The sequence below is a fragment of the Pseudomonas sp. HD6515 genome (assembly GCF_024971855.1).
In the GTDB taxonomy this organism is placed as follows: Bacteria; Pseudomonadota; Gammaproteobacteria; order Pseudomonadales; family Pseudomonadaceae; genus Aquipseudomonas; species Aquipseudomonas alloputida.
The window spans coordinates 419,242-445,126 of record NZ_CP079827.1; the positions used below are offsets into that span (position 1 = coordinate 419,242).

General features: G+C 61.3%; 19 protein-coding genes, 1 tRNA gene and 1 pseudogene. 3 read left to right on the plus strand and 18 right to left on the minus strand.

Annotation, left to right across the window (positions count from 1 at the left end):
- Positions 1 to 252: 252 nt before the first annotated feature.
- From KW568_RS01845 to rpsU, 6 genes and pseudogenes are all read right to left on the minus strand, one after another.
- A pseudogene (locus KW568_RS01845) lies at positions 253 to 369 on the minus strand (site-specific integrase); the annotation flags it as partial.
- A 50-nt stretch (positions 370 to 419) separates the two neighbouring features.
- Positions 420 to 496, minus strand: a tRNA-Ile gene (locus tag KW568_RS01850).
- Between the two features lie 16 nt (positions 497 to 512).
- A complete protein-coding gene (locus KW568_RS01855) occupies positions 513 to 4,256 on the minus strand; it encodes a bifunctional diguanylate cyclase/phosphodiesterase (protein WP_004576186.1) in 3,744 nt (1,247 codons plus the stop codon).
- Between the two features lie 127 nt (positions 4,257 to 4,383).
- Positions 4,384 to 6,234, minus strand: coding sequence for an RNA polymerase sigma factor RpoD (rpoD, locus tag KW568_RS01860; RefSeq protein ID WP_003255578.1), 1,851 nt, complete (start codon positions 6,232 to 6,234; stop codon positions 4,384 to 4,386).
- 67 nt (positions 6,235 to 6,301) lie between these two features.
- Complete coding sequence (dnaG, locus tag KW568_RS01865) at positions 6,302 to 8,284, minus strand: DNA primase (protein WP_003255577.1); 1,983 nt, start codon at positions 8,282 to 8,284, stop codon at positions 6,302 to 6,304.
- A 304-nt stretch (positions 8,285 to 8,588) separates the two neighbouring features.
- Entirely contained in the window at positions 8,589 to 8,804 is a 216-nt protein-coding gene (rpsU, locus tag KW568_RS01870) for a 30S ribosomal protein S21 (protein ID WP_003255575.1), read from the minus strand.
- Between the two features lie 204 nt (positions 8,805 to 9,008).
- On the opposite strand from rpsU, the gene tsaD reads away from it, so the two are divergent.
- On the plus strand, positions 9,009 to 10,034 hold the full coding sequence (gene tsaD / locus KW568_RS01875) for a tRNA (adenosine(37)-N6)-threonylcarbamoyltransferase complex transferase subunit TsaD (RefSeq protein WP_003255574.1): 1,026 nt from the start codon (positions 9,009 to 9,011) through the stop codon (positions 10,032 to 10,034).
- 17 nt (positions 10,035 to 10,051) lie between these two features.
- Here the strand turns inward: tsaD and plsY are convergent, their stop codons facing one another.
- Positions 10,052 to 10,621 carry a glycerol-3-phosphate 1-O-acyltransferase PlsY gene (gene plsY / locus KW568_RS01880; RefSeq protein ID WP_004576187.1) on the minus strand — a complete coding sequence of 190 codons (570 nt, stop codon included), beginning with the start codon at positions 10,619 to 10,621 and terminating at the stop codon, positions 10,052 to 10,054.
- 74 nt (positions 10,622 to 10,695) lie between these two features.
- On the opposite strand from plsY, the gene folB reads away from it, so the two are divergent.
- Together folB and folK are read left to right on the plus strand one after the other, a co-directional pair.
- Positions 10,696 to 11,052, plus strand: a complete 357-nt coding sequence (gene folB / locus KW568_RS01885; RefSeq protein ID WP_004576188.1) for a dihydroneopterin aldolase — start codon at positions 10,696 to 10,698, stop codon at positions 11,050 to 11,052.
- Entirely contained in the window at positions 11,043 to 11,552 is a 510-nt protein-coding gene (folK, locus tag KW568_RS01890; protein WP_004576189.1) for a 2-amino-4-hydroxy-6-hydroxymethyldihydropteridine diphosphokinase, read from the plus strand. The genes folB and folK overlap by 10 nt, the downstream gene beginning before the upstream one ends.
- 185 nt (positions 11,553 to 11,737) lie before the next feature.
- Here the strand turns inward: folK and KW568_RS01895 are convergent, their stop codons facing one another.
- The 11 genes from KW568_RS01895 to KW568_RS01945 all read right to left on the minus strand — a co-directional run bounded on the left by KW568_RS01895 (position 11,738) and on the right by KW568_RS01945 (position 25,783).
- Positions 11,738 to 12,844: a multifunctional CCA addition/repair protein gene (locus KW568_RS01895; protein WP_004576190.1), complete on the minus strand. Its 1,107-nt coding sequence runs from the start codon at positions 12,842 to 12,844 to the stop codon at positions 11,738 to 11,740.
- Positions 12,845 to 12,899: 55 nt separating this feature from the next.
- Complete coding sequence (locus tag KW568_RS01900) at positions 12,900 to 14,468, minus strand: SpoVR family protein (RefSeq protein ID WP_003255566.1); 1,569 nt, start codon at positions 14,466 to 14,468, stop codon at positions 12,900 to 12,902.
- Entirely contained in the window at positions 14,465 to 15,736 is a 1,272-nt protein-coding gene (locus tag KW568_RS01905; RefSeq protein WP_003255564.1) for a YeaH/YhbH family protein, read from the minus strand. Before KW568_RS01905 ends, KW568_RS01900 begins: the two co-directional genes overlap by 4 nt.
- A 155-nt stretch (positions 15,737 to 15,891) precedes the next feature.
- Positions 15,892 to 17,814 carry a PrkA family serine protein kinase gene (locus KW568_RS01910; protein WP_003255563.1) on the minus strand — a complete coding sequence of 641 codons (1,923 nt, stop codon included), beginning with the start codon at positions 17,812 to 17,814 and terminating at the stop codon, positions 15,892 to 15,894.
- Positions 17,815 to 18,098: 284 nt separating this feature from the next.
- Complete coding sequence (glpE, locus tag KW568_RS01915) at positions 18,099 to 18,431, minus strand: thiosulfate sulfurtransferase GlpE (RefSeq protein ID WP_003255562.1); 333 nt, start codon at positions 18,429 to 18,431, stop codon at positions 18,099 to 18,101.
- 14 nt (positions 18,432 to 18,445) lie between these two features.
- On the minus strand, positions 18,446 to 19,312 hold the full coding sequence (locus KW568_RS01920) for a symmetrical bis(5'-nucleosyl)-tetraphosphatase (protein WP_004576191.1): 867 nt from the start codon (positions 19,310 to 19,312) through the stop codon (positions 18,446 to 18,448).
- A complete protein-coding gene (gene apaG, locus KW568_RS01925) occupies positions 19,312 to 19,692 on the minus strand; it encodes a Co2+/Mg2+ efflux protein ApaG (protein WP_003255559.1) in 381 nt (126 codons plus the stop codon). The genes KW568_RS01920 and apaG overlap by 1 nt, the downstream gene beginning before the upstream one ends.
- Before the next feature lie 197 nt (positions 19,693 to 19,889).
- A complete protein-coding gene (rsmA, locus tag KW568_RS01930; RefSeq protein ID WP_003255558.1) occupies positions 19,890 to 20,693 on the minus strand; it encodes a 16S rRNA (adenine(1518)-N(6)/adenine(1519)-N(6))-dimethyltransferase RsmA in 804 nt (267 codons plus the stop codon).
- Positions 20,690 to 21,679: a 4-hydroxythreonine-4-phosphate dehydrogenase PdxA gene (gene pdxA / locus KW568_RS01935; protein WP_259537506.1), complete on the minus strand. Its 990-nt coding sequence runs from the start codon at positions 21,677 to 21,679 to the stop codon at positions 20,690 to 20,692. Before pdxA ends, rsmA begins: the two co-directional genes overlap by 4 nt.
- Positions 21,676 to 23,001: a peptidylprolyl isomerase SurA gene (gene surA / locus KW568_RS01940; RefSeq protein ID WP_019750284.1), complete on the minus strand. Its 1,326-nt coding sequence runs from the start codon at positions 22,999 to 23,001 to the stop codon at positions 21,676 to 21,678. Before surA ends, pdxA begins: the two co-directional genes overlap by 4 nt.
- Positions 22,976 to 25,783 carry an LPS-assembly protein LptD gene (locus tag KW568_RS01945; protein WP_004576192.1) on the minus strand — a complete coding sequence of 936 codons (2,808 nt, stop codon included), beginning with the start codon at positions 25,781 to 25,783 and terminating at the stop codon, positions 22,976 to 22,978. Before KW568_RS01945 ends, surA begins: the two co-directional genes overlap by 26 nt.
- Between the last annotated feature and the right edge of the window lie 102 nt (positions 25,784 to 25,885).

Here is a 25,885-nt window from a genome sequence, read left to right on the forward strand (position 1 = left end):
CGCCGCGCCAGTGATGAGCGCACCGAACGAATACGCAAAAGGCTTGAGGCAGTTGGCTCTGTAGCCAGCTTCTTGGCGTCCGTTGTCACGGGGCAGGCCCAGGTTCATTCATAGGCTTGCTCATCTGTGAGCCGATTAGCGAGCATATTCGGCTCATTTTGTGAGCTGATAATGGCGGCTATTCGGCTCATTGTCTGATCCTCAAGCTAGGGTGTTTGGCTTGAAGTATCGATAGGGCACCTTTCCGCGATTATCGGCGTGCTGGGTGATCGGCTTCTTGGTGGGGCTGATTTCGCTGAGATGGTGTTTCAGCGCCACTTCCAAGGTCATGCGCTCGGCGCCGCTGCGCTGGATGTACACGCCCCGAACATTTATTTCTTGCGGGCATGAAAAAGCCGCGCAGTGCGCGGCTTGTAAGCTGGTGGGCCCACACGGACTCGAACCGTGGACCAAAGGATTATGAGTCCTCTGCTCTAACCGACTGAGCTATAGGCCCTCAGTAAGTGGGCGGATTATAACGAGGGTTTCGCACCTGTGCCATCTGAAAGATCCGATAGTGCTATGCGAAGAAACGCGGCCGCGAATTCCTCTGGCGGTAGCGGGAGGCTGACGATGTAGCCCTGGATCTGCTCGCAGCCCTCGGCCGCCAGAAAACGTTGCTGGGCCTGGTTCTCCACGCCTTCGGCAATGATGGTCAACTGCATGCTGCGGCCCAGGGCAATGATTGCCCGGGCAATGGCGGCGTCGTGTGGATCGTCGGGCAGGCCGCGGATGAACGACTTGTCGATCTTGAGGATGTCCAGCGGCAGGCGCTTCAGGTAGCTCAGTGAGGAATAGCCGGTGCCAAAGTCGTCGATGGCTAGCTGTACACCCAGTTTTTTCAGTTGGTACAGCACGGCCAAGGCCTCCTCTGCCTGGCTCATGATGAAGTTCTCGGTGATTTCCAGCTGCAGGTCACCGGCCCTCAGCTGGTAGTGCTTGAGCAGTTGTTCGATGCGCCGTGCCAGGTGTGGGTGGCGCAGCTGGGCGCCGGCAAGGTTGATCGACAGCGGGCCGAAGGGTTCGTAGTGCTGCTTCCAGGCCTGCATCTGCCGGCAGGCTTGCTCCAGTACCCAGTCGCCGAGCTGCAGGATGGTGCCATTTTCTTCCGCCAAGTGGATGAAGTGTTCCGGCGGTACCTCACCAAAGGTCGGGTGGCTCCAGCGGATCAGCGCTTCGGCACCCACCAGGCTCTGGGTCTTCAGGCTGAGCTTGGGCTGGAAGCACAGGCTCATTTCGTTGCGTTCGACGGCCCGGCGCAGCTCATGCTCCAGGGCGATGCGCTCGCTGGCCTGGGCGGTGAGGTCGCGGGTGTAGGCTTCGACGCGGTTGCGGCCTTTGGCCTTGGAGCGGTACATGGCGGCGTCGGCGTTGCGGATCAGTGTGGAGACGTCAGTGCCATCCTGTGGGTAAAGACTGATGCCGATGCTGGCGCTGGTGAAAAACTCATGCTCGCCGGCCTGGAACGGGGCGTTGAAGCAGGCCAGTAGTTTGTTGGCGATAGTGCTGGCGTCACTGGGCCTGTGCAAGCCGGGCAGCAAAATGATGAATTCGTCGCCACCCAGGCGGGCTACGGTGTCAACATCGCGTACCTGCTCTTTCAGGCGCTGGGCGATGCCCTTGAGCAGCAGGTCGCCGACCGGGTGGCCAAGGCTGTCGTTGATGTGCTTGAAGCGGTCGAGGTCCAGGAACAGCACTGCGCCTTGGCGGTTGGACACCTGCGCGCAGGTGAGTACGCCCTGCAGCCGGTTTTCGAACAAGGTGCGATTGGGCAGGCCGGTCAGCGGATCGTGGTGGGCCTGATAGTCGAGTTTGGCCTGGGCGTGCTTGATGCTGGAGATGTCTGCAAAAACCGCCACGAAGTGGGTGATCTCGCGGTCGCTGTTGCGCACGGCGCTGATGGTCAGCCAGCTTGGGTAAAGTTCGCCGTTCTTGCGCTTGTTGTAGATTTCGCCCTGCCAGTGGCCCTCGGCGGTAAGCTGGTGCCACATGGCCAGATAGAAAGCGCTGTCGTGCTGGCCAGAGGCGAGCAGGCGCGGGGTCTGGCCGAGGGCCTCGATCTCGCTGTAGCCGGTGATTTCGCTGAAGGCGCGGTTGACGGCACTGATGCGCTGGTCAATGTCGGTAATCAGCACCCCTTCGGCAGTGTTCTCGAACACAGTGGCGGCCAGCTGCAGTTTTTCTTGCATCAGGTGACGCTCGGTGATGTCGCGGGCGATGGTCAGCATGCAGTCGACGCCGGTAATCGGCAGGGGCCGGGCGGACAGCTCGCACAGTCGGATCTGCCCGTCGCTGCGGCGGATATGGCAGGTGAAGTCGCGCACGAAGCCGTCACGGTTGAGCTGGTCGACCAGGCGTTTGCGCTCGTTGAGGTCGACCCAGATACCCAGGTCCAGCGAGGTCTGGTCAATGGTTGGGTTGAGGTCGTAGCCGGTGAGGCGGCAGAAGCCTTCGTTCACCTCCAGCAGCAAACCGTCGCTCTGGCGCGACAGCAGCAGGCCGTCGGGCGAAGCGTGGAAGGCCTTTGCGAACTTTTCTTCAGAAGTTTGCAGCTGCTGCTGGGTCTCCTTGAGCTGGCTGATGTCGCGTACCGCCACTACCAGCGCGGGTGTGCCGTCCAGTTCGAAGGTTTCAGCCGAAGTCAGGCCGGTGAACAGTTGGCCGTTGCTGCGGCGGAAGCTCATTTCCAGGTTACGGATACCCCCTTGGTGCAACCTTTGAAGCAGGAGCGGGCCACTGCCCTCTACGCCCCACAGGTCAAGGTCGGTGGCAGTGCGGCCTATGACCTGGTCTGGGGGCAGTCCGATCTGCTCTTCGAAAGCCTCGTTCACCTCCAGCAGGCAGCCATCGCTGTGGCGGGCGATGAGCAAGATATCGGGGCACTGCTGGAATACCGAGGCGAACTTCTGTTCGGACAGACGCAGGGCATCCTCCGTGCGCTTGGTTTCGCTGATGTCGATCATCAGCCCGCGCATCACTGGCTGGTGGCCGTGCTCGATCATACTGACGATGTTGCGTATCCAAAGGGGCTGACCGTCAGCCCGGATCACCCGGTAGTCCAGGCTGTGGTCGCGCCCCGCTGCGGTCTCGCTGTCGCAGTAGGCCTGGACCCAGAGCGCGTCCTCCGGGTGCAGGATACTGCGCCAGAAACCGGGCCTGAGCCAGTCACTCAATGGGTAGCCGAGCAGATCTTCGGCATGGGGTGAAACGTAGCTGTAGGTGAAGTCGTTGGCATCGGCTTCCCAGGCGATGGCTGACAGGCTCTCGACCAGGCCGCGGTAGTGGTACTCGCTGCTGCGCAGTTCTTGCTCAAGGGCGATGCGCCGGGAAATTTCCGAGCTGAGCCGGCGGTTGATGCGAATGACCACTGCCAGCACAGCCATCAGCAACAGCACCGTTGGCAGGCCATACACCAGCAGGTCGGACCAGAACATCCGCTGGTCGACCACATTGCCCACCCAGTGCTGCTGGATCTGGCTGATTTCGCTGCTGCTCATGTCGGCCATCACTTTGTCGAGGATGCCGACCAGCACGCTCTTGTCGCGGGGAACGGCCATCGCCAACTGGTAGCGGTAGGGTGTTTCGCCGCTGACGTAGAGGCCGTCGAGCTTGAGTTGGCGCAGGCTCCAGATACTGGAAGCGAGGTCGCCGACCACGGCATCCACTTGGTCGGTGGCCAGGGCTTGCAGCGTGGAGCTGACGTTTGGCAGGGCAACCAGGTTGAGGTCCGGGTGGTGGGTACGCAGCAACTCGTGCGGGGCGTAGTTCTCGACCACGGCAATTTTCAGGCCGTACAGGTCAGCCAGCTTGCGCGGTTGTGCGCCGCCTTTGTGCGCGAGGATGACAATGGGGAAGTCGAGGTACGGGCGAGTGAAAGCCAGGAAGCCCTGGCGTTCGGGGGTGGACATGATGCCGGGCAGCAGGTCGATACGGCTTTCCCGCGCTTGCGCCAGCACCTCGGTCCAGCTGCTGGGTTCGACCGGTTTGAACGTCACGCCCAGGCGCTGCTGGATCATGGCGATGTAGTCGGCGGCCAATCCCTGGTACCGGCCCTCCTGGTCGCGAAACTCGAACGGTGGCCAAGAGGCGTCTACACCCAGTTTCAGCTGCGGGTGGGCAGCCAGCCAGGCGTTCTCCTCATCTGTCAGGGTCAGGGCGCCGGCCGTTGTGTTCCACAAAATCAGGATCAGCAACAGAATGGCCGGCTTCAAGGACATGGCAGCCTCGCACTCAGGTGGTCTGCAGTCGAGTGTAGACGGGCATTGCTGCAGGTGTGCAACGGAAGGCGGGCTTTATGTCTCGGGCCACTAAAGAAAAACCCCGGCCTGGGCCGGGGTTTTGTCATCACTCGTCGAGGAAGGAGCGCAGGTGCTCGCTGCGAGTCGGGTGGCGCAGCTTGCGCAACGCCTTCGCTTCGATCTGACGGATCCGCTCACGCGTTACGTCAAACTGCTTGCCCACCTCTTCGAGGGTGTGGTCGGTGTTCATGTCGATACCGAAACGCATGCGCAGCACCTTGGCTTCACGTGCGGTCAGGCCCGAGAGCACGTCACGGGTGGCTTCCTTGAGGCTTTCGACCGTGGCTACGTCGATCGGGGACTGCATGGTCGAGTCCTCGATGAAGTCGCCCAGGTGCGAATCTTCGTCGTCACCGATCGGGGTTTCCATGGAGATCGGCTCTTTGGCGATCTTCAGTACCTTGCGGATTTTGTCCTCAGGCATTTCCATGCGCTCGCCCAGCTCTTCCGGAGTCGGTTCGCGACCCATTTCCTGCAGCATTTGGCGGGAAATACGGTTGAGCTTGTTGATCGTCTCGATCATGTGCACCGGAATCCGGATGGTGCGTGCCTGGTCGGCGATCGAACGGGTGATCGCCTGACGGATCCACCAGGTGGCATAGGTCGAGAACTTGTAGCCGCGACGGTATTCGAACTTGTCCACCGCTTTCATCAGACCGATGTTGCCTTCCTGGATCAGGTCGAGGAACTGCAGGCCACGGTTGGTGTACTTCTTGGCGATGGAAATCACCAGACGCAGGTTCGCCTCGACCATTTCTTTCTTGGCGCGGCGGGCCTTGGCTTCACCGATCGACATGCGACGGTTGATTTCCTTGATCTCGGCAACGGTCAGGCCGGTTTCGGTCTCAAGGTCGATCAGCTTCTGTTGGCAAGCGACGATGGCAGCGTTCTTTTCACCCAGGGCGGCAGCCCACTTGGTGTTGCGCTTGGCCAGGTCACCGCTCCAGGTCTGGTCGGTTTCGTTGCTTGGGAACATGCGCAGGAAGTCGGCTCGCGGCATGCGGGCGTCACGTACGCAGAGCTGCATGATGGCGCGTTCTTGCTGCCGCAGACGGTTCAGGGCATCACGTACACGCTCGACCAGTACCTCGAACTGCTTCGGTACCAGTTTGATCGGCATGAACAGGTCAGCCAGGGCCTGCAGGGCCTCGATGCTTTCCTTGTGGTTACGACCATTTTTCTTCAGGACCTTGGAGGTCGCCTGAAGCTGATCGGATACCGCACCGAAGCGTTGGGCTGCGACTACCGGGTCCGGGCCGCTCTCGGCCTCTTCCTCGTCGTCACCGCTTTCGGATTCTTCTTCGTCGTCGTCGGACTCTTCCTTCGCCGCAGCGGCCTTGGCGCCTGGGATCGGCACTTCTTCGGTTGGCGCGGCAATGTTGTCGTCAGGGTCGATGTAACCGCTGAGAACGTCCGACAGGCGGCCACCCTCGGTGGTGACGCGATCATATTCGCCGAGAATGTAGTCGACAGTGCCCGGGAAGTGGGCGATAGCGCCCATGACTTCACGAATGCCTTCCTCGATACGCTTGGCGATTTCGATCTCGCCTTCGCGGGTCAGCAGCTCGACAGTACCCATTTCGCGCATGTACATGCGCACCGGGTCGGTCGTGCGGCCGATATCGGTTTCAACTGCCGCCAATGCAGCAGCGGCTTCTTCGGCCGCGGCTTCATCGGTGTCGGCTTCCGCCAACAGAAGGGCATCCGCATCCGGAGCACTCTCGAATACGTTGATCCCCATGTCGTTGATCATGCGGATGATGTCTTCCACCTGTTCCGGATCTGAAATATCCTCAGGCAGGTGGTCGTTGACCTCCGCGTAAGTCAGGTAGCCCTGCTCACGACCGCGGGTGATCAACTCTTTGATACGAGACTGCTGTTGCGCTTTTCCGGACATAACACCCTATCCACTGAAGGTCTTGGCGGGCAAAAAACAAGCCGAGGATTATACCCGAGCATGGGCCTCACGCGCCAGATGAGGTCGGCGTTTGTGCGGGAACATTTCGGCTCAGCAGGGCGAGGAGCTGGGTTTTTTCCTCGCTGGTCAATTCGCTTTGACGTGATTTCCTGAGCAGTTGTTCCAGGCTGCGCTCGCGTTGGCGGGCGGACAAGCTAGTTATAGTGTCGAAAAACTGTTGTTCAAGGTTGTCGGCCACGATAAGCCATTCCTTTTCCGCCAGGGCCCGCAGCAGGCGGCCCTGTTCGGTGCCATGCCAACGTGCGATCAACTGCATTGAGCTTAGCCCAGGATTTTTCTGCGCGGCTTCGATCAACGCCACCAGCAGCTGGCTGTACAGGTGTTCTTCGTCGGCGAAGTGGCTGGCATCTTCCACCTTGCCTGCCAGCAGTGGGTGGTGCAGCAGGGTGCGCAGCGCGGCCAGGGTGGGCGGCTCGACCGGTGCTGGCACGCGGGGAGGTGCTTCGTCGCGTTGCTGCCAGGGCTTGCCGCCCTTGCGGTTCTTGTCCCAGGGTTTGTCACTCCACGGCTTCTTGCTACCACCCTTGTTGGGTTTCCATGCCTGCTCCTGATGAACGGGGGCATAGTCGTGCTGCGGCATGTCGCCGTAGTCGGGGGTGTAGCTGGCCATGGCGTCGTAATCGTAGCCAGGGTCGTAGTCCGGCATGCTGCTGGTCGCCGGCGCTTGCTGCGCCAGCTGCTCGACCTGCTGCGGGTCGAGGCCGGTGATTTCCTTCAGGCGGTTGCGCATCAGCTGACGCAGGTTGGCGCCGGGGATCTTTTCGATCAACGGTGCGGCCAAGGTCGCCATATGCGCCTTGCCTTCCAGTGAGCGCGGGTCGGCTTCGACGCCAAGTTGCTCGAAGAAGTAGTCGGCCAGCGGTTGGGCGTGCTGGTTGATACGGGCCATGAAGGCGTCGGTACCTTCGGCACGCACCAGGCTGTCCGGGTCTTCGCCTTCGGGCAGGAACAGGAAGCGCGCGCGACGGCCGTCCTGCAGGTTCGACAATGTCGATTCCAGTGCGCGCCAGGCCGCCTTGCGCCCAGCCTGGTCACCGTCAAAACAGAACAGCACGCTGGGCACCACGCGGAACAGGCGCTTGAGGTGCTCTTCGCTGGTGGCGGTGCCAAGGGTGGCCACGGCATTGCGCAGGCCTTGCTGGGCCAGGGCAATGACGTCCATGTAGCCCTCGACGACGATGATCTCGTCGAGGTTGCGGTTGTGCTTGCGCGCCTCGTACAGCCCGTACAGCTCCTGTCCCTTGTGGAACACCGGGGTTTCCGGGGAGTTCAGGTACTTGGGCTTGTCGTCGCCGAGCACCCGGCCACCGAAGGCGATGATGCGCCCGCGGCTGTCACGTATCGGGAACATCACCCGGTCGCGGAAGCGGTCGTAGCGCTTGCCGCTCTCGGCGTTCTCGATCAGCAGGCCGGCATCGATCATCACCTTCTGCTGCAGGGTGTCGGCACCCAGGTGCTTGAGCAGGTTGTCCCAGCCGGGCGGGGCAAAGCCCAGGCCGAAGTCGCGGGCAATTTCCCCGGACAGGCCGCGGCCCTTGAGGTAGTCCACCGCTGCCTTGCGTGACGGGTGGCTGCGCAGGGCCTGGCGGTAAAACTCCGAGGCGGCGTCCAGTAGCGGGTACAGTGGCGAGTCAGTGGGCTGGCGCGGCTTCTGGTCGCGGCGGCCTTGCTCGCGGGGGACTTCCATGCCAGCGGCGCGTGCCAGTTCCTCGACGGCCTGGGGGAAGTCCAGGTTGTCGTGGTCCATGACAAAGCCCAAGGCGTTGCCACCGGCGCCACAGCCGAAGCAGTAGTAGAACTGCTTGTCGGGGCTGACCGTGAAGGACGGGGTTTTTTCTTTGTGGAACGGGCAGCAGGCCGAGTAGTTCTTGCCGGTTTTTTTCAGCTGGACGCGCGAACTCACCACGTCGACGATGTCGAGGCGGTTGATCAGGTCGTCAATGAAACTCTGGGGAATCAGCCCGGCCATGGCAGTCTCGTTATCTGGCAACTGGCAAGTCTAATCGCTCACGCGCCGAAGGGGGCGAGTGCTGCTTGGGGAAGTGCGAGGGAATGTGTGCTCGTCGCCAGCCCCTAAGGGCTCGTCAGTCGGACGTGCACGTCTGGTCATACAGCAAGGAGGACCAGCTCTGACGTTTCAGGCAGGTTGCCCATGATGCAGTTCGCATGAAGCTTGTGCAGGGCCTTGAGCTAGCTGCTCAAGTTTGAAACGACCACTGCCATCGCCCGGGGGTTAGCCGGGCAGGGCAGAAGCTTTGCGTTGAACGTCTGTATTAGTACAGACGAACGGCGCGGCGCTGTTCGCGCTGAACTTTCTTGGCGTGACGCTTAACAGCAGCAGCTGCTTTGCGCTTACGCTCTGCGGTCGGCTTCTCGTAAAACTCGCGGCTACGAACTTCAGCCAGTACACCGGCTTTTTCGCAGGAGCGCTTGAAACGACGCAGAGCTACGTCGAAGGGTTCGTTCTCTTTAACTTTGACGGCTGGCATCCAGGGCTACCTTAATTCATTACCGGGGTAGACGTGCTCCTGGCAAAACAAAGGTGTGCTGGAGAACGTCGGTTTTCAAGGGTTGCGGATGTTAACCCTTAGCAAGCCGGAATGCAAAGCCTCTGATCGAAAACCGCTGGTCGGCACCCGACACGGGGACTATCATGCGCGGCTTCGAATTCAGCCCCCACAAGGGACGAGCCCATGCTAGTACTGGGATTGGAAACATCCTGCGACGAAACCGGCGTCGCATTATACGACAGTGAACGCGGTTTGTTGGCCGACGCACTGTTCAGCCAGATCGACCTGCACCGCGTCTTCGGCGGCGTGGTGCCCGAGCTTGCCTCGCGTGATCACGTCAAGCGAATGCTGCCGCTCATCCGCCAGGTGCTGGACGAGGCAGGCTGCGTTGCCACCGAAATCGACGCCATCGCCTACACCGCGGGTCCCGGCCTGGTCGGTGCCTTGCTGGTGGGCGCTTCCTGCGCCCAGGCGCTGGCCTTTGCCTGGGACATCCCGGCGATCGGTGTGCACCACATGGAGGGTCACCTGCTGGCACCCATGCTGGAAGAAAACCCGCCAGCGTTTCCGTTCGTCGCTTTGTTGGTTTCCGGTGGCCATACCCAGCTGGTTCGGGTCGATGGCATCGGTCAGTACGAACTGTTGGGCGAGAGCCTGGACGATGCTGCCGGTGAAGCGTTCGACAAGACCGCCAAGCTGATCGGCCTCAATTACCCGGGTGGTCCGGAAATCGCGCGTCTGGCCGAGCAAGGTGTGCCTGGGCGCTTCGTGTTCCCGCGGCCAATGACCGATCGGCCAGGCCTGGAATTCAGCTTCAGTGGCCTCAAGACCTTCGCCCTGAACACCTGGCAGCAATGCAAGAATGCTGGCGACGACAGTGAGCAAACCCGTTGCGACCTGTCCCTGGCATTCCAGCAGGCGGTGGTGGAGACTTTGACCATCAAGTGCAAGCGGGCGCTCAAGCAGACCGGCCTCAAGCGGCTGGTCATCGCGGGTGGCGTGAGTGCCAACAAGGCCCTGCGCGCGTCCCTGGAGGACATGCTCGGTAGCATCAAGGGCAACGTGTACTACGCGCGCCCGCAATTCTGTACCGACAATGGTGCGATGATCGCCTACGCCGGTTGCCAGCGCCTGCTGGCCGGGCAGCAGCAAGACCTGGCGATCAGCGTGCAGGCACGCTGGCCGATGGAACAGTTGCCGCCGCTGTAAGGCAGCGCGTCGAAGGTTCAGAAGTGCCGTTCGCGCCCTGCAAACAAGTCGCGCAGGTTGTTGCGGTGGCGCCACACGATCATCACAGTCAGTACGCTGATCGGCAGCAGGGCTTCGGGCTCGCGCCAGGCCAGCAATGGCAAGGTGAGTGGCGTGGCAATCAGTGCGGCCAGTGAGCTGGTACGCGTGAGGTAGAAGGTCAGCAGCCAGGCGCCGATGGCCAGCAGCGCGGCCGGGAAATACAGGCCCATGAGCATGCCGGCAGCCGTCGCCACGCCCTTGCCGCCCTTGAAACGGAAGTACAGGGGGAACAGGTGGCCCAGCACCGCGCATATGCCCACCCAGGCCTGCGCGTGCAGGTCCAGCCCGGCAACGCGGGCGAGCAATACCGGCAAAAGGCCCTTGCACAGGTCGCCAAGCAGGGTCAGGATCGCCAGTTTACGGCCTGCCAGGCGTAGCATGTTGGTGGCGCCGGCATTGCCTGAGCCGCTGGAACGCGGGTCCGGGCTGCCCGAGAGGCGGCTGAGAACAATGGCGAAGGACAGCGAGCCGAGCAGGTAGGCGAGCAACGCCAGTAACCAAAACATGCTAACTATTCCGGGCGAGGACGCCCTGATTCTAACGGCGCCAGTCGCCCTTGTCGTGCTGTGGAGAGAAGTGCTTGGACAGAGTGTTCATCGAAGGCCTGGAAGTCGATACCGTTATCGGTGCCTATGACTGGGAGCGGGATATTCGCCAGTGCTTGCGCCTGGACCTGAGCTTTGCCTGGGACAACCGCCCGGCCGCCGCCGGAGACGACCTGAACCTGGCGCTGGATTACGCCAGTGTGTCGGCGCGCATCCAGGCGTTTGCCGAACAGGCCCGTTTCGAGCTGGTTGAAACATTTGCCGAGCGCCTGGTGGCAACCTTGATGGACGAGTTCCACATCCCTTGGGTGCGCTTGAAGCTGACCAAGCCGGGCGCGGTGCCGGCGGCCCGTGGTGGTGTAGGCGTGGAGATCGAGCGCGGATGTCTTTGAGCACGGTTTACCTGGGCTTGGGCAGCAATATCGACCGTGAGGCGCATTTGTGCGCCGGGCTCGATGCGTTGGCTGGCATCCTGACCGACATGCGCTGTTCGCCGGCATTCGAAAGCCAGGCGGTGGGCATCAAGAGCGGGCCGTTCATCAACTTCGTGGTGACCGGGCAAACCGCGTTGCCGTTGATCGAGCTGGACCGCCGGCTGAAGTTCATCGAGGCCGACAATGGCCGCTATGCCCCGGACCGCAAAGGGTTGCCGCTGGATATCGACGTGCTGATGTATGACGATTTGCACGGTGCCTTCGATGGGCTGGTATTGCCCCGGGCCGAGATCCTGAAGAACGCTTTTGTGCTGTGGCCGCTGTCGTTGCTGGCACCCGACCTGGTGCATCCAGGGGTGGGCAAGCGCATGGCGCAGCTGTGGCAGGAAGCGCAGATCGATCAGGTACTGGCCCCGGTCGCCTTTGAGTGGCGCGGGTTGCAGTTGACGCCCGCTTAAGCCTGTAACGGCCTCTTCGCGGGTTTACCCGCGGATACGGTGGCGGCTGCGACGGTGAACCGCGGGTGAAATTGGCCAGCAGGTCCGGCCCTTTCGCGGGTAAACCCGCTCCTACAACGGGCTGTGCCCAACCCTCGATGTGTGCCCCTGTAGGAGCGGGTTTACCCGCGAAGAGGCCGGTAGGTCTAACCGCGCTGGTAAGCCTCGAGCGCTTTCAGCCGTTCACCTTTGAGTGCTTCGCCCAGTGCCTGCCCCGTGAGCCCGGCTTGCACCAACGGCTTCACATCCACCGCTCGCGCCGCCGCTGCTGCGCCTCGCAGGTAATCGGCCTGTGGGTAACCCTGCTCGCCATCGCCCCGCGCTGCCATCTCGCAAACGATCAAAAAATCCTCAAATCGCTGCGGCCGTCGGTACACATCGAACTTCTGCAACAGCTCCAGCAGTGCCGTGGCAGGCAGTTCGAGCGCCTGATTGCCCTGCGCCAGGCATTCCCCTGTCAGCATGGCCAGTTCCTGGCACTCACGCGGTGCCTTCAGGCGCTGGTTGACGGCTTTGATCGATGTCGGTGCCAACCCCCGCAACAGGCAGGCCCAGCGCACGTGCAGCGGTTGTTCGTGCGCCGCTGCCTGCTCCAGCGCCGCCAATGTCCGGGAGCTGTCATCGAGCTCTGGCAGCAGCTCCTGCAGGGCCCCGCACGCGCTCAGCACCTTGAAGAACACCTGCGGTTGCACTTCCATCAGCGCGCGCTCGATTTCCTTCCAGCTGCGCTCGGCAGTGAGTGCCTGCAGTTCGCCCGAGGCACTGATCTGGCGCATCAGCGCCAAGGTTTCATCGGCAACCCGGAACCCCAGTGGTGCGTAACGGGCAGCAAAGCGTGCAACACGCAGCACGCGCAAAGGATCTTCGGCGAATGCCGGGGAAACATGGCGTAGCAGGCGTTGATCCAGATCGTTCCTGCCTTGGTAGGGGTCGTAGACCGTGCCCGCCTCATCCTCGGCCATCGCATTGATGGTGAGGTCGCGACGGATCAGGTCCTCTTCCAGGGTTACGTCGGGGCTGGCGTGAAAAGTGAACCCGCCGTAGCCTCGCCCACTCTTGCGCTCGGTGCGCGCCAGGGCGTATTCCTCGCCGGTTTTCGGGTGCAGGAACACCGGGAAATCGGCACCCACCGGCCGGTAGCCCTTGGCGAGCATTTCTTCGACGGTGGCGCCCACCACCAGCCAGTCGATATCGCTGACAGGGCGGCCGAGCAGGCGGTCGCGCACGGCGCCGCCAACTTTGTAGATGTGCATGTGCAGCTCTCCATAACTGCCGACAGGATAACCCGTCGGCGGTCATGGGGTTGCATCAGAGGTGGTGGATAACAGCCAGGTCCATGCGGCCGTAGTCGGCGCTTTCGCTATGCTCGCCGCGCGGCGGCATGTGGTGAGTACTCATCACTTGCTCGCCTTGCACGGTCTCCAGGTGGATATCGAAGCCCCACAGGCGATGCAGGTGCTTGAGCACTTCGTCGGTCGAGTCGCCCAGCGGTTTGCGGTTGTGTTGCTGGTGTCGCAGGGTCAGCGAGCGGTCTCCGCGGCGGTCGACGCTCCAGATCTGTACGTTCGGTTCACGGTTGCCGAGGTTGTACTGCGCTGCCAGCTGCTCCCGAATCACCCGGTAGCCGGCCTCATCATGGATGGCGGGCACCAGCAGGTCGTCGCGTTGGTCGTCATCGAGGATGCTGAACAGCTTGAGGTCGCGCATCACCTTGGGCGACAGATACTGCAGGATGAAGCTCTCGTCCTTGAAGCTGCTCATGGCGAACTTGATGGTAGAAAGCCAGTCACTGCCGGCAATGTCGGGGAACCAGTGGCGATCTTCTTCGGTGGGGTTTTCGCACATGCGGCGGATGTCGGTGTACATCGCAAAGCCCAGCGCGTAGGGGTTGATGCCGCTGTAGTACGGGCTGTCGAAGCCGGGCTGGAACACCACGCTGGTGTGCGACTGCAAGAACTCCATCATGAAGCCTTCGGTAATCAGCCCCTCGTCGTACAGGTCGTTCATCAGGGTGTAGTGCCAGAAGGTTGCCCAGCCTTCGTTCATCACCTGGGTCTGGCGCTGCGGGTAGAAGTACTGGGCGATCTTGCGCACGATGCGCACTACTTCACGCTGCCAGGGTTCAAGCAGCGGGGCGTTCTTCTCGATGAAATACAGGATGTTTTCCTGCGGTTCGGCGGGGAAGCGCCCCTCATCGCGGTCGTTGCCCTTTTCGGCGTTTTTCGGAATTGTCCGCCAAAGGTCGTTGATCTGACGCTGAAGGTGCTCTTCGCGCTCCTGTTGCCGGCGCCGCTCTTCTTCGGCAGAAATAGGGTAAGGCCGCTTGTAGCGGTCGACACCGTAGTTCATCAGGGCATGGCAGGAGTCGATCAAGTCCTCCACAGCATCGATACCGTGGCGCTCTTCGCACTGTGCGATGTACTGCTTGGCGAACACCAGATAGTCGATGATCGAACTGGCGTCAGTCCAGGTACGGAACAGGTAATTGCCTTTGAAAAAACTGTTATGGCCGTAGCACGCGTGCGCAATCACCAGTGCCTGCATGCACATGGTGTTTTCTTCCATCAGGTAGGCGATACAAGGGTCGGAGTTGATCACGATCTCGTAGGCCAGGCCCATCTGGCCGCGGCTGTAGGACTTTTCCGTACTGAGGAACTGCTTGCCGTAGGACCAGTGGTGGTAGCCCAGCGGCATGCCGACCGAGGCGTAGGCGTCCATCATCTGTTCGGCAGTGATGACCTCGATCTGGTTGGGGTAGGTGTCCAGGGCGTAACGCTCGGCCAAGCGGCTGATTTCCCGGTCGTAGGTCTGGATCAGCTCGAACGTCCACTCGGACCCAGTGGAAATGGGTTGGCGTCTCTGTGCTCTGGCGGTCATGTGGCTAACCTGCGCTGGAAGAGTTCACGGAAGACCGGGTAGATATCGCCGGCCGATACCAACTGCTGCTGGGCGAACGTGTCGGGGAAAGCATCTCCGATACGCTCGTATTCATACCACAGCGCCTGGTGTTCACGGGGGGTGATCTCAACGTAAGTGTAGTACTGCACATGCGGCATGATCTGTTTGGAGAGGATGTCGCGGCAGATGGGCGAGTCGTCGTTCCAGTTGTCGCCATCAGAAGCCTGCGCGGCATAGATGTTCCAGTCGCTGGCCGGGTAGCGCTCGGCCATGATCTCCTGCATCAGCTTGAGGGCACTGGAGACGATGGTGCCGCCGGTTTCCCGCGAGTAGAAGAACTCTTCTTCATCGACTTCCCGGGCACTGGTGTGGTGGCGAATGAACACGACTTCGATGCGCTCGTAGTTACGCTTGAGGAACAGGTACAGCAGGATGAAGAAGCGCTTTGCGATGTCCTTGGTGGCCTGGGTCATGGAGCCGGATACGTCCATCAGGCAGAACATCACTGCCTTCGAGCTGGGGTTGGGTTGCTTGACCAGCAGGTTGTACTTGAGGTCGAAGGTGTCGAGGAAGGGCAGGCGGTTGATACGTGCCTTCAGGCGCTCGATTTCCTGTTCGACTTCCTGGATATCGGTGAAATTGTCTGGCTCTTCGACCCGCAGGCGATCGAGTTCCTTTTGTGCTTCGCGCAGCAGGGCGCGGCTGCTGCCGGTCAGGGCGATACGCCGGGCATGGGCCGAGCGCAGGGTGCGCACGATGTTGATGCGTGACGGGTTGCCTTCGTTGGCGATGCCGGCGCGAACAGTCTTGAAGGTATCGGCGCCAGTCAGGTGACGCTTGACCAGGTTGGGTAACTCGAGGTCTTCGAACATGAATTCGAGAAATTCTTCCTGGGTGATCTGGAAGACGAACTCGTCCATGCCCTCGCCGGAATTGCCGGCCTTGCCGCGACCGCCACCGCCTCCACCGCCTTGCGGCCGTGGGATGTGTTCACCGGCAGTGAACTCTTTGTTGCCAGGATGCACGATGGTCTGTTTGCCCCCGCGACCATGATGCAAGACGGGTTCGTCGATGTCGCGCCCGGGAATACTGATCTGCTCGCCGTGTTCCATATCCATGATGGAACGGCGGCTCACCGCCTCTTCGACGGCCTTCTTGATGTGTTCGCGGTACCGCCGCAGGAAGCGCTGGCGGTTGACCGTGCTCTTGTTCTTGCCGTTCAGGCGTCGGTCTATAACGTAGCTCATGGTCCCTCCGGTGACTGGATGCAGCTGCAACCCACAAGCTGCAAGCCACAAGCTTCAAGCTGCAAGAAAGAGCAGCCACCGCCGCTGCAAGCTGTGACGCGGGCAGCAATGCCAACGCCAGGCAGCTTGCAGCTTGCGGCTCGTAGCTTGCCGCTTTATTGCGATTTCCTGACCCGCAGGTACCATTCCGACAGCAGGCGCACCTGTTTGTCGGTATAGCCACGCTCCACCATCCGGGTGACGAAGTCGTTGTGTTTCTTCTGGTCCTCTTTGCTGGCCTTGGCGTTGAAGCTGATGACCGGCAGCAGGTCTTCGGTGTTGGAGAACATTTTCTTCTCGATCACGACCCGCAGCTTTTCATAACTCAGCCAGCTTGGATTCTTGCCGTTGTTGTTAGCGCGTGCGCGCAGTACGAAGTTGACGATCTCGTTGCGGAAGTCTTTCGGGTTGCTGATGCCAGCCGGTTTCTCGATCTTTTCCAGTTCCTCGTTGAGCGCAATGCGGTTGAGAATTTCGCCGGTTTCCGGGTCGCGGTATTCCTGATCCTGGATCCAGAAGTCTGCATACAACACGTAGCGGTCGAAGATGTTCTGGCCGTATTCGCTGTAGGACTCCAGGTAGGCGGTCTGGATTTCCTTGCCGATAAACTCGATGTAGCGCGGTGCCAGGTATTCCTTCAGGTAGCGCAGATAGCGTTCGCGCACTTCAGCCGGGAATTGTTCCTGTTCGATCTGCTGTTCGAGGACATACAGCAGGTGCACCGGGTTGGCGGCAATTTCGTGTGGGTCGAAGTTGAACACCTTGGACAGGATCTTGAAGGCGAAGCGCGTCGACAGGCCGTTCATGCCTTCGTCGACACCCGCAGAGTCCCGGTATTCCTGGATCGACTTGGCCTTTGGATCGGTGTCCTTGAGGTTTTCCCCGTCGTAAACACGCATCTTGGAATAGATATTGGAGTTCTCTGGCTCTTTCAGGCGGGAAAGCACCGTGAACTGAGCCAGCATCTTGAGCGTATCTGGGGCACAGTGGGCCTTGGACAGCGAGCTGTTGACCAGCAGTTTGTCGTAGATCTTTATTTCATCGCTGACCCGCAGGCAGTACGGCACCTTGACGATATAGATCCTGTCGATGAACGCTTCGTTGTTCTTGTTGTTACGGAAGGTGTGCCACTCCGATTCGTTGGAGTGCGCCAGCAGAATCCCGGTATAGGGAATCGCCCCAAGGCCTTCAGTACTGTTGTAGTTGCCTTCCTGGGTGGCGGTGAGCAAGGGGTGCAGGACCTTGATCGGCGCCTTGAACATTTCGACGAATTCCATCAGGCCCTGGTTGGCCCGGCACAGCGCGCCCGAGTAGCTATAAGCATCGGCGTCGTTCTGTGGGTATTCCTCAAGTTTGCGGATATCGACCTTGCCGACCAGGGCCGAGATGTCCTGGTTGTTTTCATCGCCGGGTTCGGTCTTGGCAATGGCGATCTGGTTAAGAATCGACGGGTACAGCTTCACCACCTTGAACTTGGAGATGTCCCCGCCAAACTCCTGCAGGCGCTTGGTGGCCCAAGGCGACATGATGGTATTGAGGTAGCGCCGTGGGATGCCGAACTCTTCCTCGAGAATGGCCCCATCTTCGGTGGCATTGAACAAGCCCAGAGGTGACTCGAATACCGGCGAGCCCTTGATCGCGTAGAACGGCACCTTTTCCATCAGCTGCTTGAGTTTTTCCGCCAGCGAGGACTTGCCGCCGCCTACCGGGCCCAGCAGATAGAGGATCTGTTTCTTCTCTTCCAGGCCTTGGGCGGCGTGGCGGAAGTACGACACGATCTGGTCGATGCACTCTTCCATGCCATGGAAGTCGGCAAAGGCCGGATAGCGGCGGATAACCTTGTTGGAGAAGATGCGCGACAGCCTGGAGTTGGTAGAGGTGTCGATCAGTTCTGGCTCACCGATGGCCAGCAACAGCCGTTCGGCCGCCGATGCGTAGGCACTGCGATCCTCTTTGCACAGCTCGAGGTACTCCTGCAGCGAGAGTTCTTCCTGGCGCGTAGACTCGAAACGTTGTTGGAAGTGGCTAAAAATACTCATGACGTCACCTCGCTCGATACGTGGAGACGACGCCGGATCAGTCAGCTGATGCTGGCATGCAACCGGGTTGGCCGATTGCTGTATACCCCCCAGAACACCCTGTAACGCTACCGATGACCCGCACGCCGGTGTACCGGCTCTCCCCTTTTTTGGATGGCCTGAGCTTAAGCGTAGTTGGTTATCTGCAAGGTCAAGGGGCGAGGAGGGCAGAAGTTACGAATGACCGTTCGTCAGATAAGCCGCAAGCCCGCACGGGGCGCGGGCTGCAGGAAAAATTAAAAAAATTATTCAGTGCTGCCTTGGGCGGTCTCGGCCGGGTAGGTCGCACGCCACAGTTCGAAGCCGCCGTCCACGCTGTACACGTCGGAGAAACCCTGGCCTACCAGGTAGGCGGCAGCGCTTTGGCTGGAATTGCCGTGATAGCAGACCACCAGGGTTGGCGCGTCGAGGTCGGCGTTGCGGATGAAATCGGCGACCGAGTGGTTATCCAGGTGCCGGGCGCCGGTGATGTGGCCGGCGGCGAAGGCCTGTGGGTCGCGAATGTCGACGACGACCGCACCTTCTTTCTTGCGAAGCTCCAAGGCCTGCTCAGGAGGGATGCGCTTGAATTCGCTCATGGGTACTACTTCCTTCAGGTGTGGTCGTTGAGTGTAGTGGGTTGTGCCGGCTGGCGCAGGGTGCCGTCGTCGGCGCAGTCGCAGCGGTGGTATTCGCCGCTGTCGACGTTGTACAGGGTCATGGCGCCGCCCCATACGCAGCCAGTGTCCAGGGCGATGACGTCGGGCTCGGTGACCTCACCCTGCAGAGCGGCCCAATGGCCAAAGATGATCTTCACGTGGCGTGAGCGGCGGTCCTTGTGCGCGTACCAGGCTTTGTAGCCTTTGGGCGCGCTACCCAGGCCTTCCTTGCTCTTGAGGTCGAGTTTGCCATCGGCCGTGCAGAAGCGCATGCGGGTGAAGTAGTTGGTGATGACCCGCAGGCGTTCGACGCCGGCGAGGTTCTTGCTCCACTTGTTCGGCTCGTTGCCATACATGCCGTCGAGGTACAGCTGCAGGCGGGTGTCGTCACGCAGCACTTCCTCGACCTCGGCAGCGAGCTCCAGGGCTTTGCCAAGGGTCCATTGTGGCGGTATGCCGGCATGAACCAGGGCGATGCCGCGGGGCTCGTCGTAATGCAGCAGCTTCTGCTGGCGCAGCCAGTCGAACAGCTGGTCGGCGTCCGGCGCTTCGATGATCTCGCGCAGTGTGTCGCTTTTCTTGAGGCGCTCGACGTTGTGCCAGGCGGCCAGCAGGTGCAGGTCATGGTTGCCCAGCACGCAGACCAGTGAATGACGGATCGAGTACAGGAAGCGCAGGGTTTCCAGTGACTCGGGGCCGCGGTTGACCAGGTCGCCGACCAGCCACAGGCGGTCGACGGCGGGGTTGAAACTGACGCGATCGAGCAGGCATTTGAGTGGCTGCAGGCAGCCCTGCAGGTCACCGACGGCGTAGGTGGCCATCAGTGCAGCGCTCCGGGCACTGCCAGCCGAAAGGGGGCAATCTCGGCGTCGAAGCGCTTACCGTCTTCGGCGAACATCTGGTAGCTGCCCTGCATGGTGCCAACGCGGGTGCTGATGACGGCACCACTGCTGTAAGTGTGGCTCTGGCCTGGGTCGATGTTGGGTTGCTGACCGACCACACCGGCGCCGCGGACTTCCTCTACCTCGCCGTCACCGTTGGTGATCAGCCAGTGGCGCGACAGCAACTTGGCGCTGAGCGAGCCGTTGTTCTGCACGGTAATGGTGTAGGCGAAAGCGAAGCGACTGTTTTCGGGGTCGGATTGTTCTTTCAGGTAGCGGGTCACGACGCTGACGTCGATTTGATAGCGGGGGTCGGACATGCAAGGGCCTTGGGCGAACTGACGCAATAATGCAGTCTAGGCCATTGGGAGGGGGGAGGGCCAGCGGTGATCGGGCTTGGGGGGGGTGTTGTCTGTGCCGGCCGCTTCGCGGGTAAACCCGCTCCTACAAGGGGTCGCACAGGATTTGAGGGTTGTGCGATCCCTTGTGGCCCGCGAAGCGGCCGGTACAGGCTAAATCAGGCTTGTTGCTGATCCGCCAGCTGGTCAGCCAGGCGCACGAAGGCTGCCAGGTCGAGCTGTTCAGGGCGCAGGCTGCCATCAACGCCGGCAGCCTCGATGGCGGCGCTGTCCAGCAGGCCTTTCATGGTGTTGCGCAGCGTCTTGCGGCGCTGGTTGAACGCTTCGCGAACGACACGCTCCAGCAGCAGGTGGTCCTTGGCCGGGAACGGCAGCACTTCGTGCGGCACCAGGCGGACGATTGCCGAATCCACTTTCGGGGGTGGGTTGAAGGCACCAGGGCCGACATTGAACAGGTGCTCCACGCGGCAGTGGTACTGCACCATGATCGACAAGCGCCCCCAGTCACCGCCGCCAGGACCGGCGGCCATGCGCTCGACCACTTCCTTCTGCAGCATGAAATGCATGTCGCGGATCAGCCCGGCGTGGCTGAGCAGGTGGAAGATCAGCGGGGTGGAGATGTTGTAGGGCAGGTTGCCAACCACCTTGAGGCTGCGCGGCGGCACGCCCAGCTGGTTGAAGTCGAACTTCAGGGCGTCACCCTGGTGCAGGCGGAAGTTGCTGCGATCAGCGAACTTGTGCTGCAGGATCGGCACCAGGTCTTTGTCCAGCTCCACCACGTCCAGCTGTGCGCCACTGCCCAGCAGGCCTTCGGTCAGGGCGCCTTGGCCCGGGCCGATTTCCAGCAGGTGTTCGCCGGCCTTGGCGTTGATGGCACGCAGGATGCGGTCGATGATACCGGCGTCGTGCAGGAAGTTCTGGCCGAAGCGCTTGCGCGCCCGGTGTTGGTATTGCTCGTTCATGGTCGGTTCTCGGCCATCTGGTAGGCGGTTTCCAGTGCGACGCGCAGGCTGCCGGTGTCGACTTTGCCAGTGCCGGCCAGGTCCAGGGCGGTGCCGTGGTCAACCGACGTGCGGATGATTGGCAGGCCCAAGGTCACGTTCACTGCTGCGCCGAAGCCTTTGTACTTGAGTACGGGAAGGCCCTGGTCGTGGTACATCGCCAGCACCGCATCGCAGTGCTCCAGATATTTGGGGGTAAACAGGGTATCGGCCGGCAGCGGCCCGCGCAGGTCCATGCCTTCGGTGCGCAGGCGGGCCAGGGTCGGCTCGATGATGTCGATTTCTTCGCGGCCCAGGTGGCCGCCCTCGCCCGCGTGCGGGTTGAGGCCACACACCAGGATACGCGGGTTGGCAATGCCGAACTTGTCGCGCATGTCGGCATCCAGGATACGGGTTACACGTTCGACGCGCTCTGCAGTGATAGCGTCGGCAACATCACGCAGTGGCAGGTGCGTGGTCACCAGGGCCACGCGCAGGCCGCGGGTGGCCAGCATCATTACCACTTGTGCGGTGCGGGTCAGTTCGGCAAGGAATTCGGTATGCCCGGAAAAGGCGATACCGCTTTCGTTGATCACTCCCTTGTGAACCGGGGCCGTGATCATCCCGGCGAAGTGCCCGTCCAGGCAGCCTTGCCCAGCGCGGGTCAGGGTTTCCAGCACGAACGCTGCGTTGGCCTTGTCCAGCTGGCCTGGCACCACCGGAGCCGCCAAGGGGGTATCCCAGACGTACAGGCTACCTGCGGGTGCCGGGAGGTCAGGCCATTGGCCCGGGGCTACCGGCAGCAGGCTGACGGCCAGCCCCAGCTGCGTGGCCCGCTCGGCGAGCAGGTCACGGCTGGTGATGGCGATCAGGGGGTGGGGCTGGGCGTCTGCGGCGAGCAGCAGGCACAGGTCGGGGCCTATGCCGGCCGGCTCGCCGGGGGTGACGGCGAAGCGCAGGGGCTTCACTGGGCGGCCTGGTCAGCGCCAGGCAGCTTGATTTCAACGTAGGCTTCGTCGCGGATCTGGCGCAGCCAGGTTTGCAGCTCTTCGTCGTACTTGCGGTTGCGCAGTACGCTCAGGGCCTGCTGTTCGCGAGCCTGCTCGGTGCTGTCGGTGGCGCGGCGGCCCAGCACTTCCAGAACGTGCCAGCCGTACTGGGTCTTGAACGGTTTGGTCACCACGCCTTGCTGGGCATTGGCCATCTGTTCACGGAACTCCGGTACCAGGCTGTTCGGATCGACCCAGTTGAGGTCGCCCCCGTTGAGTGCCGAACCCGGGTCTTCCGAGAAGCTCTTGGCCAGTTCGCCGAAGTCTTCGCCGTTCTTGATCCGATCGTACAGGCGCTCGGCCAGCTGCTGGGTGGCCGCCTCGCTGCGGATCTCGCTTGGCTTGATCAGGATGTGGCGTACATGCACTTCGTCGCGCAGCACGTTCTCGCTGCCACCGCGCTTCTCCTCGAGCTTGAGGATGATGAAGCCGTTGGGGATGCGAATAGGCTGGGTAATTTCGCCCACTGGCATGCTGCTGAGCATCTTGGCGAAGTCAGGTGGCAGCTGACCGGCTTTACGCCAGCCCATCTCGCCGCCTTCCAGGGCGTTTTCGCTGGCCGAGTTGGCAATCGCCATCTGGCCGAAGTCGGCACCCTGGCGCAGTTGCTGGTACACGTCACCGACCTTGCGCGCAGCCTTCTGGATATCGTCCGAGTTGGCGGCTTCCGGGGTCGGGATGAGGATGTTGGCCAGGCGGTACTCTTCCGACATCTGCATCTTGCCCAGGTCCGAGGCCAGGAAGTTCTTCACTTCCTGCTCGGACACCTGGATGCGTTCGGCAACGCGGCGTTGGCGCACGCGGCTGATGATCATCTCGCGCTTGACCTGTTCGCGAGCGTCGTCGAACGACAGGCCGTCATGGGCCAGCGCCGCGCGGAACTGGTCCAGCGACATACCATTGCGCTGGGCAATGGTGCCAATGGCCTGGTTCAGCTCTTCGTCGGTGATGCGGATGCCAGAGCGCTCGCCGATCTGCAGCTGCAGGTTCTCGACGATCAGGCGTTCCAGTACCTGCTGTTCCAGAGCGCTGGTCGGCGGCACGCCGCCGCCGCGCTTGGCGATGGTTTGCTGGACCTCATGGACACGCTGGTCCAGCTGGCTTTGCATGACCACGTCGTTGTCGACGATAGCCACCACGCGATCAAGAGGTTGCACCGCGGCATGCACCGCGCCACTCAGCAAAGCGACGCCCAGCAACACTGGGCGCAGACGATCAATAAGCTTGGTCTTCACGTTCACGGTAACCTTGAATGCCTTGGTCGAGGAAAGACTCGACCTTGTTGCCAACTACGCCGCCGAGGCCTTTCAGGACGATCTGAAGGAAGACACCGTGGTCGCCTTTTTCGTTCTGTGGAAGGGCCTGGCTGAAATCGTCGTAGTCGATCCAGTAACGGTTGATCAGGCGCAGCTTCCAGCAGCAGTTGTCGTATTCGAAACCACCCATGGCTTCCAGGGTACGGTTGCGGTTGTAGTCATGCTGCCAGCGAGCGATTACGTTCCACTGCGGCACGATCGGCCAGATGACCGAGAAGTCGTGCTGCTGGATCTTGTAGTAATCCTTGATGTAGTTCGGATCGCCCGGGGTGCCATAGTCACCACCGCCCACTTTCCAGGTACCCGTGGTCGAGTCGTAGGCAATGGTGTCGTTACGGTAGCGATAACCGAGGTTGACGATTTTGTTCGGGTTGTCTTCAGGCTGGTAGTGGAACATCGCGCTGCCCGAGCGGGTGCTGCGGCTGTCCGGGTCCCAGTTGAAGTCCGAATTGAGGCGCCAGTCGCGGTTGAAGTAGTAGTTGTACACCAGGGCGTATGGCGATACATCGGACTGCGCGTCCTTGCGGGTGCGGTAGTCGATGCCTGGCAGCTGGACCTTGCGGTCTTTGAAGTAGTAGGCCTGGCCGATGCTGAAGTTCTGGCGCTCGAAGCCGTTGTCTTCGATCCAGCGTGTGGTCACGCCCAGCGACAGTTTGTTTTCGTCGCCGATACGGTCAGTGCCGCTGAAGCGGTTGTCGCGGAACAGCGAATCGTAGCTGAACAGGGTTTCGCCGGTATCGAACAGCGGGATGTCCTTCTGGTCCTTGTACGGAACATAGAGGTAGAACATGCGCGGTTCGAGGGTTTGACGGTAATTGTTGCCAAACAGCGAGGTGTTGCGGTCGAAGTACAGGCCGCTGTCGACGCTGAAGATTGGCACGTCGCGGCTAACAGAGCTGTCGTAGCTTCCGTACGCGCCTGGATCGGCGGCTTGCAAGGCGATTGCATCGGCTTTGCCTTTGCTGTCCAGATCAAGATCGTACTGGGTGTAGGCGTATTTCAGTTTGGGTGTGAGGAACCCATAGCTGGCTGTCATTGGATAGCTGACTGACGGCGCGACGTTCAGGCGCGTGCCGTTGGCCCGCTCGATACCTCGAATATTTTCGTCAAGCCGACGACCATCGGGCCCCGCTGTGAGGTCCAGGTTGCCGTCCTTGTCGAACACAGTGTCGTTCTTCAAGTCACGTTCGAAGCGCGCAGCCTCGGTTTCGTAAGCGAAGTTCAACCCCCCTGGCTGAGAAGGCAGTACGCCATTGAGGGTAATCTGCGGCAGTCGATCATAAGGCGTGATCTGCGAAATGGTCGCCGCCTCATAGGCATGTACGTTCAGCCGCGCGGTGTAGCTATCGCCCCGGTAGGTCAATGCACCCTGCTGATTCAGGAAGTCGCGGCTTTCCACGCCAATCTGGTCAGATTCCAGGTCCTGGAAGTAGAACGGGTCGCTGATGTCGGTGTAGTCCACCTCGGTCATCAGGCGTTCGTCCAGGCCACCCTTGTGCTGCCAGTTGACCATCCAGCGCTGATCTTTGTAATCCGTCTGATCTTTGCGGTCGTCGTTCTTGTCGTTCAGGTAGGCGCCGCCGAACTGGCCTTCGCTGGAAGGTGTCAGGTAGCGGAACTCGCCTTCCATCAGCAGGCCGCGCTTGGCCATGTAACGCGGGTACAACGTGGCGTCGTAGTTAGGCGCCAGGTTGAAGTAGTACGGCGTGACCAGCATGAAGCCGGTGTCGCTGCTGGTGCTGAACGACGGCGGCAGGAAACCGGACTGGCGACGGTCGTCAATCGGGAAGTAGATGTACGGTGTATAGAACACCGGGAAATCCTTGACCCGTAGCGTAACGTTGGTCGCAGTACCGAAACCGGTGGCCGGGTTCAGGGTGATGTTGTTGCCCTTCAGCTGCCAGGCGTTGCTGCCCGGTTCGCAGGTGGTGTACGTACCGTCTTTGAGGCGGATGATGGCGTTTTCGCCACGCTTGGCGTACAGGGCACTGCCGCGGATGTGCGACTTGTGCATCACGTATTCGGCGTTGTCGACCTGGGCTTCGCCAGTGTCGAGCTGGATCTGGGCCTCGTCACCGACCACCAGCGAACCGTTGTCACGGATCTTGACGTTGCCCTTGAGCTCGCCACGGTTTTCGGCCTGGTAGAGGTTGGCCTCGTCGGCTTCGGCCTGCATGCTGCCCTGGCGCATTACCACGTCACCGGCGAGGGTAGCGACCTGCTGCTCCTGCTGGTACTTGGATACCTTGGCATTGATGTAGGTTGGCGACTCGTCCTTCGGCGTGGTGTCGGCCATGCCCGGGCGGGTTGGCTCGATATACGCGCCACCGCAGTACGGGCCGGTTTCAGCCAGCTGCGCGGCGGTGAGCTTTTCACGCGGAACCCAGTCCAGGTGGCTGTAGTCTTCGCTGCGCGACTTCAGACCACGGCCCTTGGCCTCGGTAACCAGCACGGGCCGGTCCGCAGTTTCGGCTTCGCCCGCCGCTTCGGTACCGGAGCTGACGGCTGCACCTTCGTGCACCGGGCGCGGTGGCAAGGTGTTGACTGGGGTTTTGGGCTTGCAGTCCCAACCACCGGCGGCGGACACTTGGCAGTCGAACTGTTCGGCTGCCACTACGTATGAGGTGGCCAGAGGTTGCAGGGCCAGCAGACCGCCGGTTACCAGCAACGGAAACTTTCTACGAAACGCGGGGGATTTCAATGCCATCTTATTAGTCCGGGCTTCCTGCGTGCCATCTGCCCGCGTGTGGGGCCGCACGCCTCTCGATGGTCTGAAAAAGATGCTGGATAATAAAGCATGACCCGCTTG

Excerpts from the sequence above, each read along its gene's own strand:
- KW568_RS01855 (WP_004576186.1), bottom strand. The coding sequence starts at position 4,256 with ATGTCCTTGAAGCCGGCCATTCTGTTGCTGATCCTGATTTTGTGGAAC.
- rpoD (WP_003255578.1), bottom strand. The coding sequence starts at position 6,234 with ATGTCCGGAAAAGCGCAACAGCAGTCTCGTATCAAAGAGTTGATCACC.
- dnaG (WP_003255577.1), bottom strand. The coding sequence starts at position 8,284 with ATGGCCGGGCTGATTCCCCAGAGTTTCATTGACGACCTGATCAACCGC.
- rpsU (WP_003255575.1), bottom strand. The coding sequence starts at position 8,804 with ATGCCAGCCGTCAAAGTTAAAGAGAACGAACCCTTCGACGTAGCTCTG.
- tsaD (WP_003255574.1), top strand. The coding sequence starts at position 9,009 with ATGCTAGTACTGGGATTGGAAACATCCTGCGACGAAACCGGCGTCGCA.
- plsY (WP_004576187.1), bottom strand. The coding sequence starts at position 10,621 with ATGTTTTGGTTACTGGCGTTGCTCGCCTACCTGCTCGGCTCGCTGTCC.
- folK (WP_004576189.1), top strand. The coding sequence starts at position 11,043 with ATGTCTTTGAGCACGGTTTACCTGGGCTTGGGCAGCAATATCGACCGT.
- KW568_RS01895 (WP_004576190.1), bottom strand. The coding sequence starts at position 12,844 with ATGCACATCTACAAAGTTGGCGGCGCCGTGCGCGACCGCCTGCTCGGC.
- KW568_RS01900 (WP_003255566.1), bottom strand. The coding sequence starts at position 14,468 with ATGACCGCCAGAGCACAGAGACGCCAACCCATTTCCACTGGGTCCGAG.
- KW568_RS01905 (WP_003255564.1), bottom strand. The coding sequence starts at position 15,736 with ATGAGCTACGTTATAGACCGACGCCTGAACGGCAAGAACAAGAGCACG.
- KW568_RS01910 (WP_003255563.1), bottom strand. The coding sequence starts at position 17,814 with ATGAGTATTTTTAGCCACTTCCAACAACGTTTCGAGTCTACGCGCCAG.
- glpE (WP_003255562.1), bottom strand. The coding sequence starts at position 18,431 with ATGAGCGAATTCAAGCGCATCCCTCCTGAGCAGGCCTTGGAGCTTCGC.
- KW568_RS01920 (WP_004576191.1), bottom strand. The coding sequence starts at position 19,312 with ATGGCCACCTACGCCGTCGGTGACCTGCAGGGCTGCCTGCAGCCACTC.
- apaG (WP_003255559.1), bottom strand. The coding sequence starts at position 19,692 with ATGTCCGACCCCCGCTATCAAATCGACGTCAGCGTCGTGACCCGCTAC.
- rsmA (WP_003255558.1), bottom strand. The coding sequence starts at position 20,693 with ATGAACGAGCAATACCAACACCGGGCGCGCAAGCGCTTCGGCCAGAAC.
- KW568_RS01945 (WP_004576192.1), bottom strand. The coding sequence starts at position 25,783 with ATGGCATTGAAATCCCCCGCGTTTCGTAGAAAGTTTCCGTTGCTGGTA.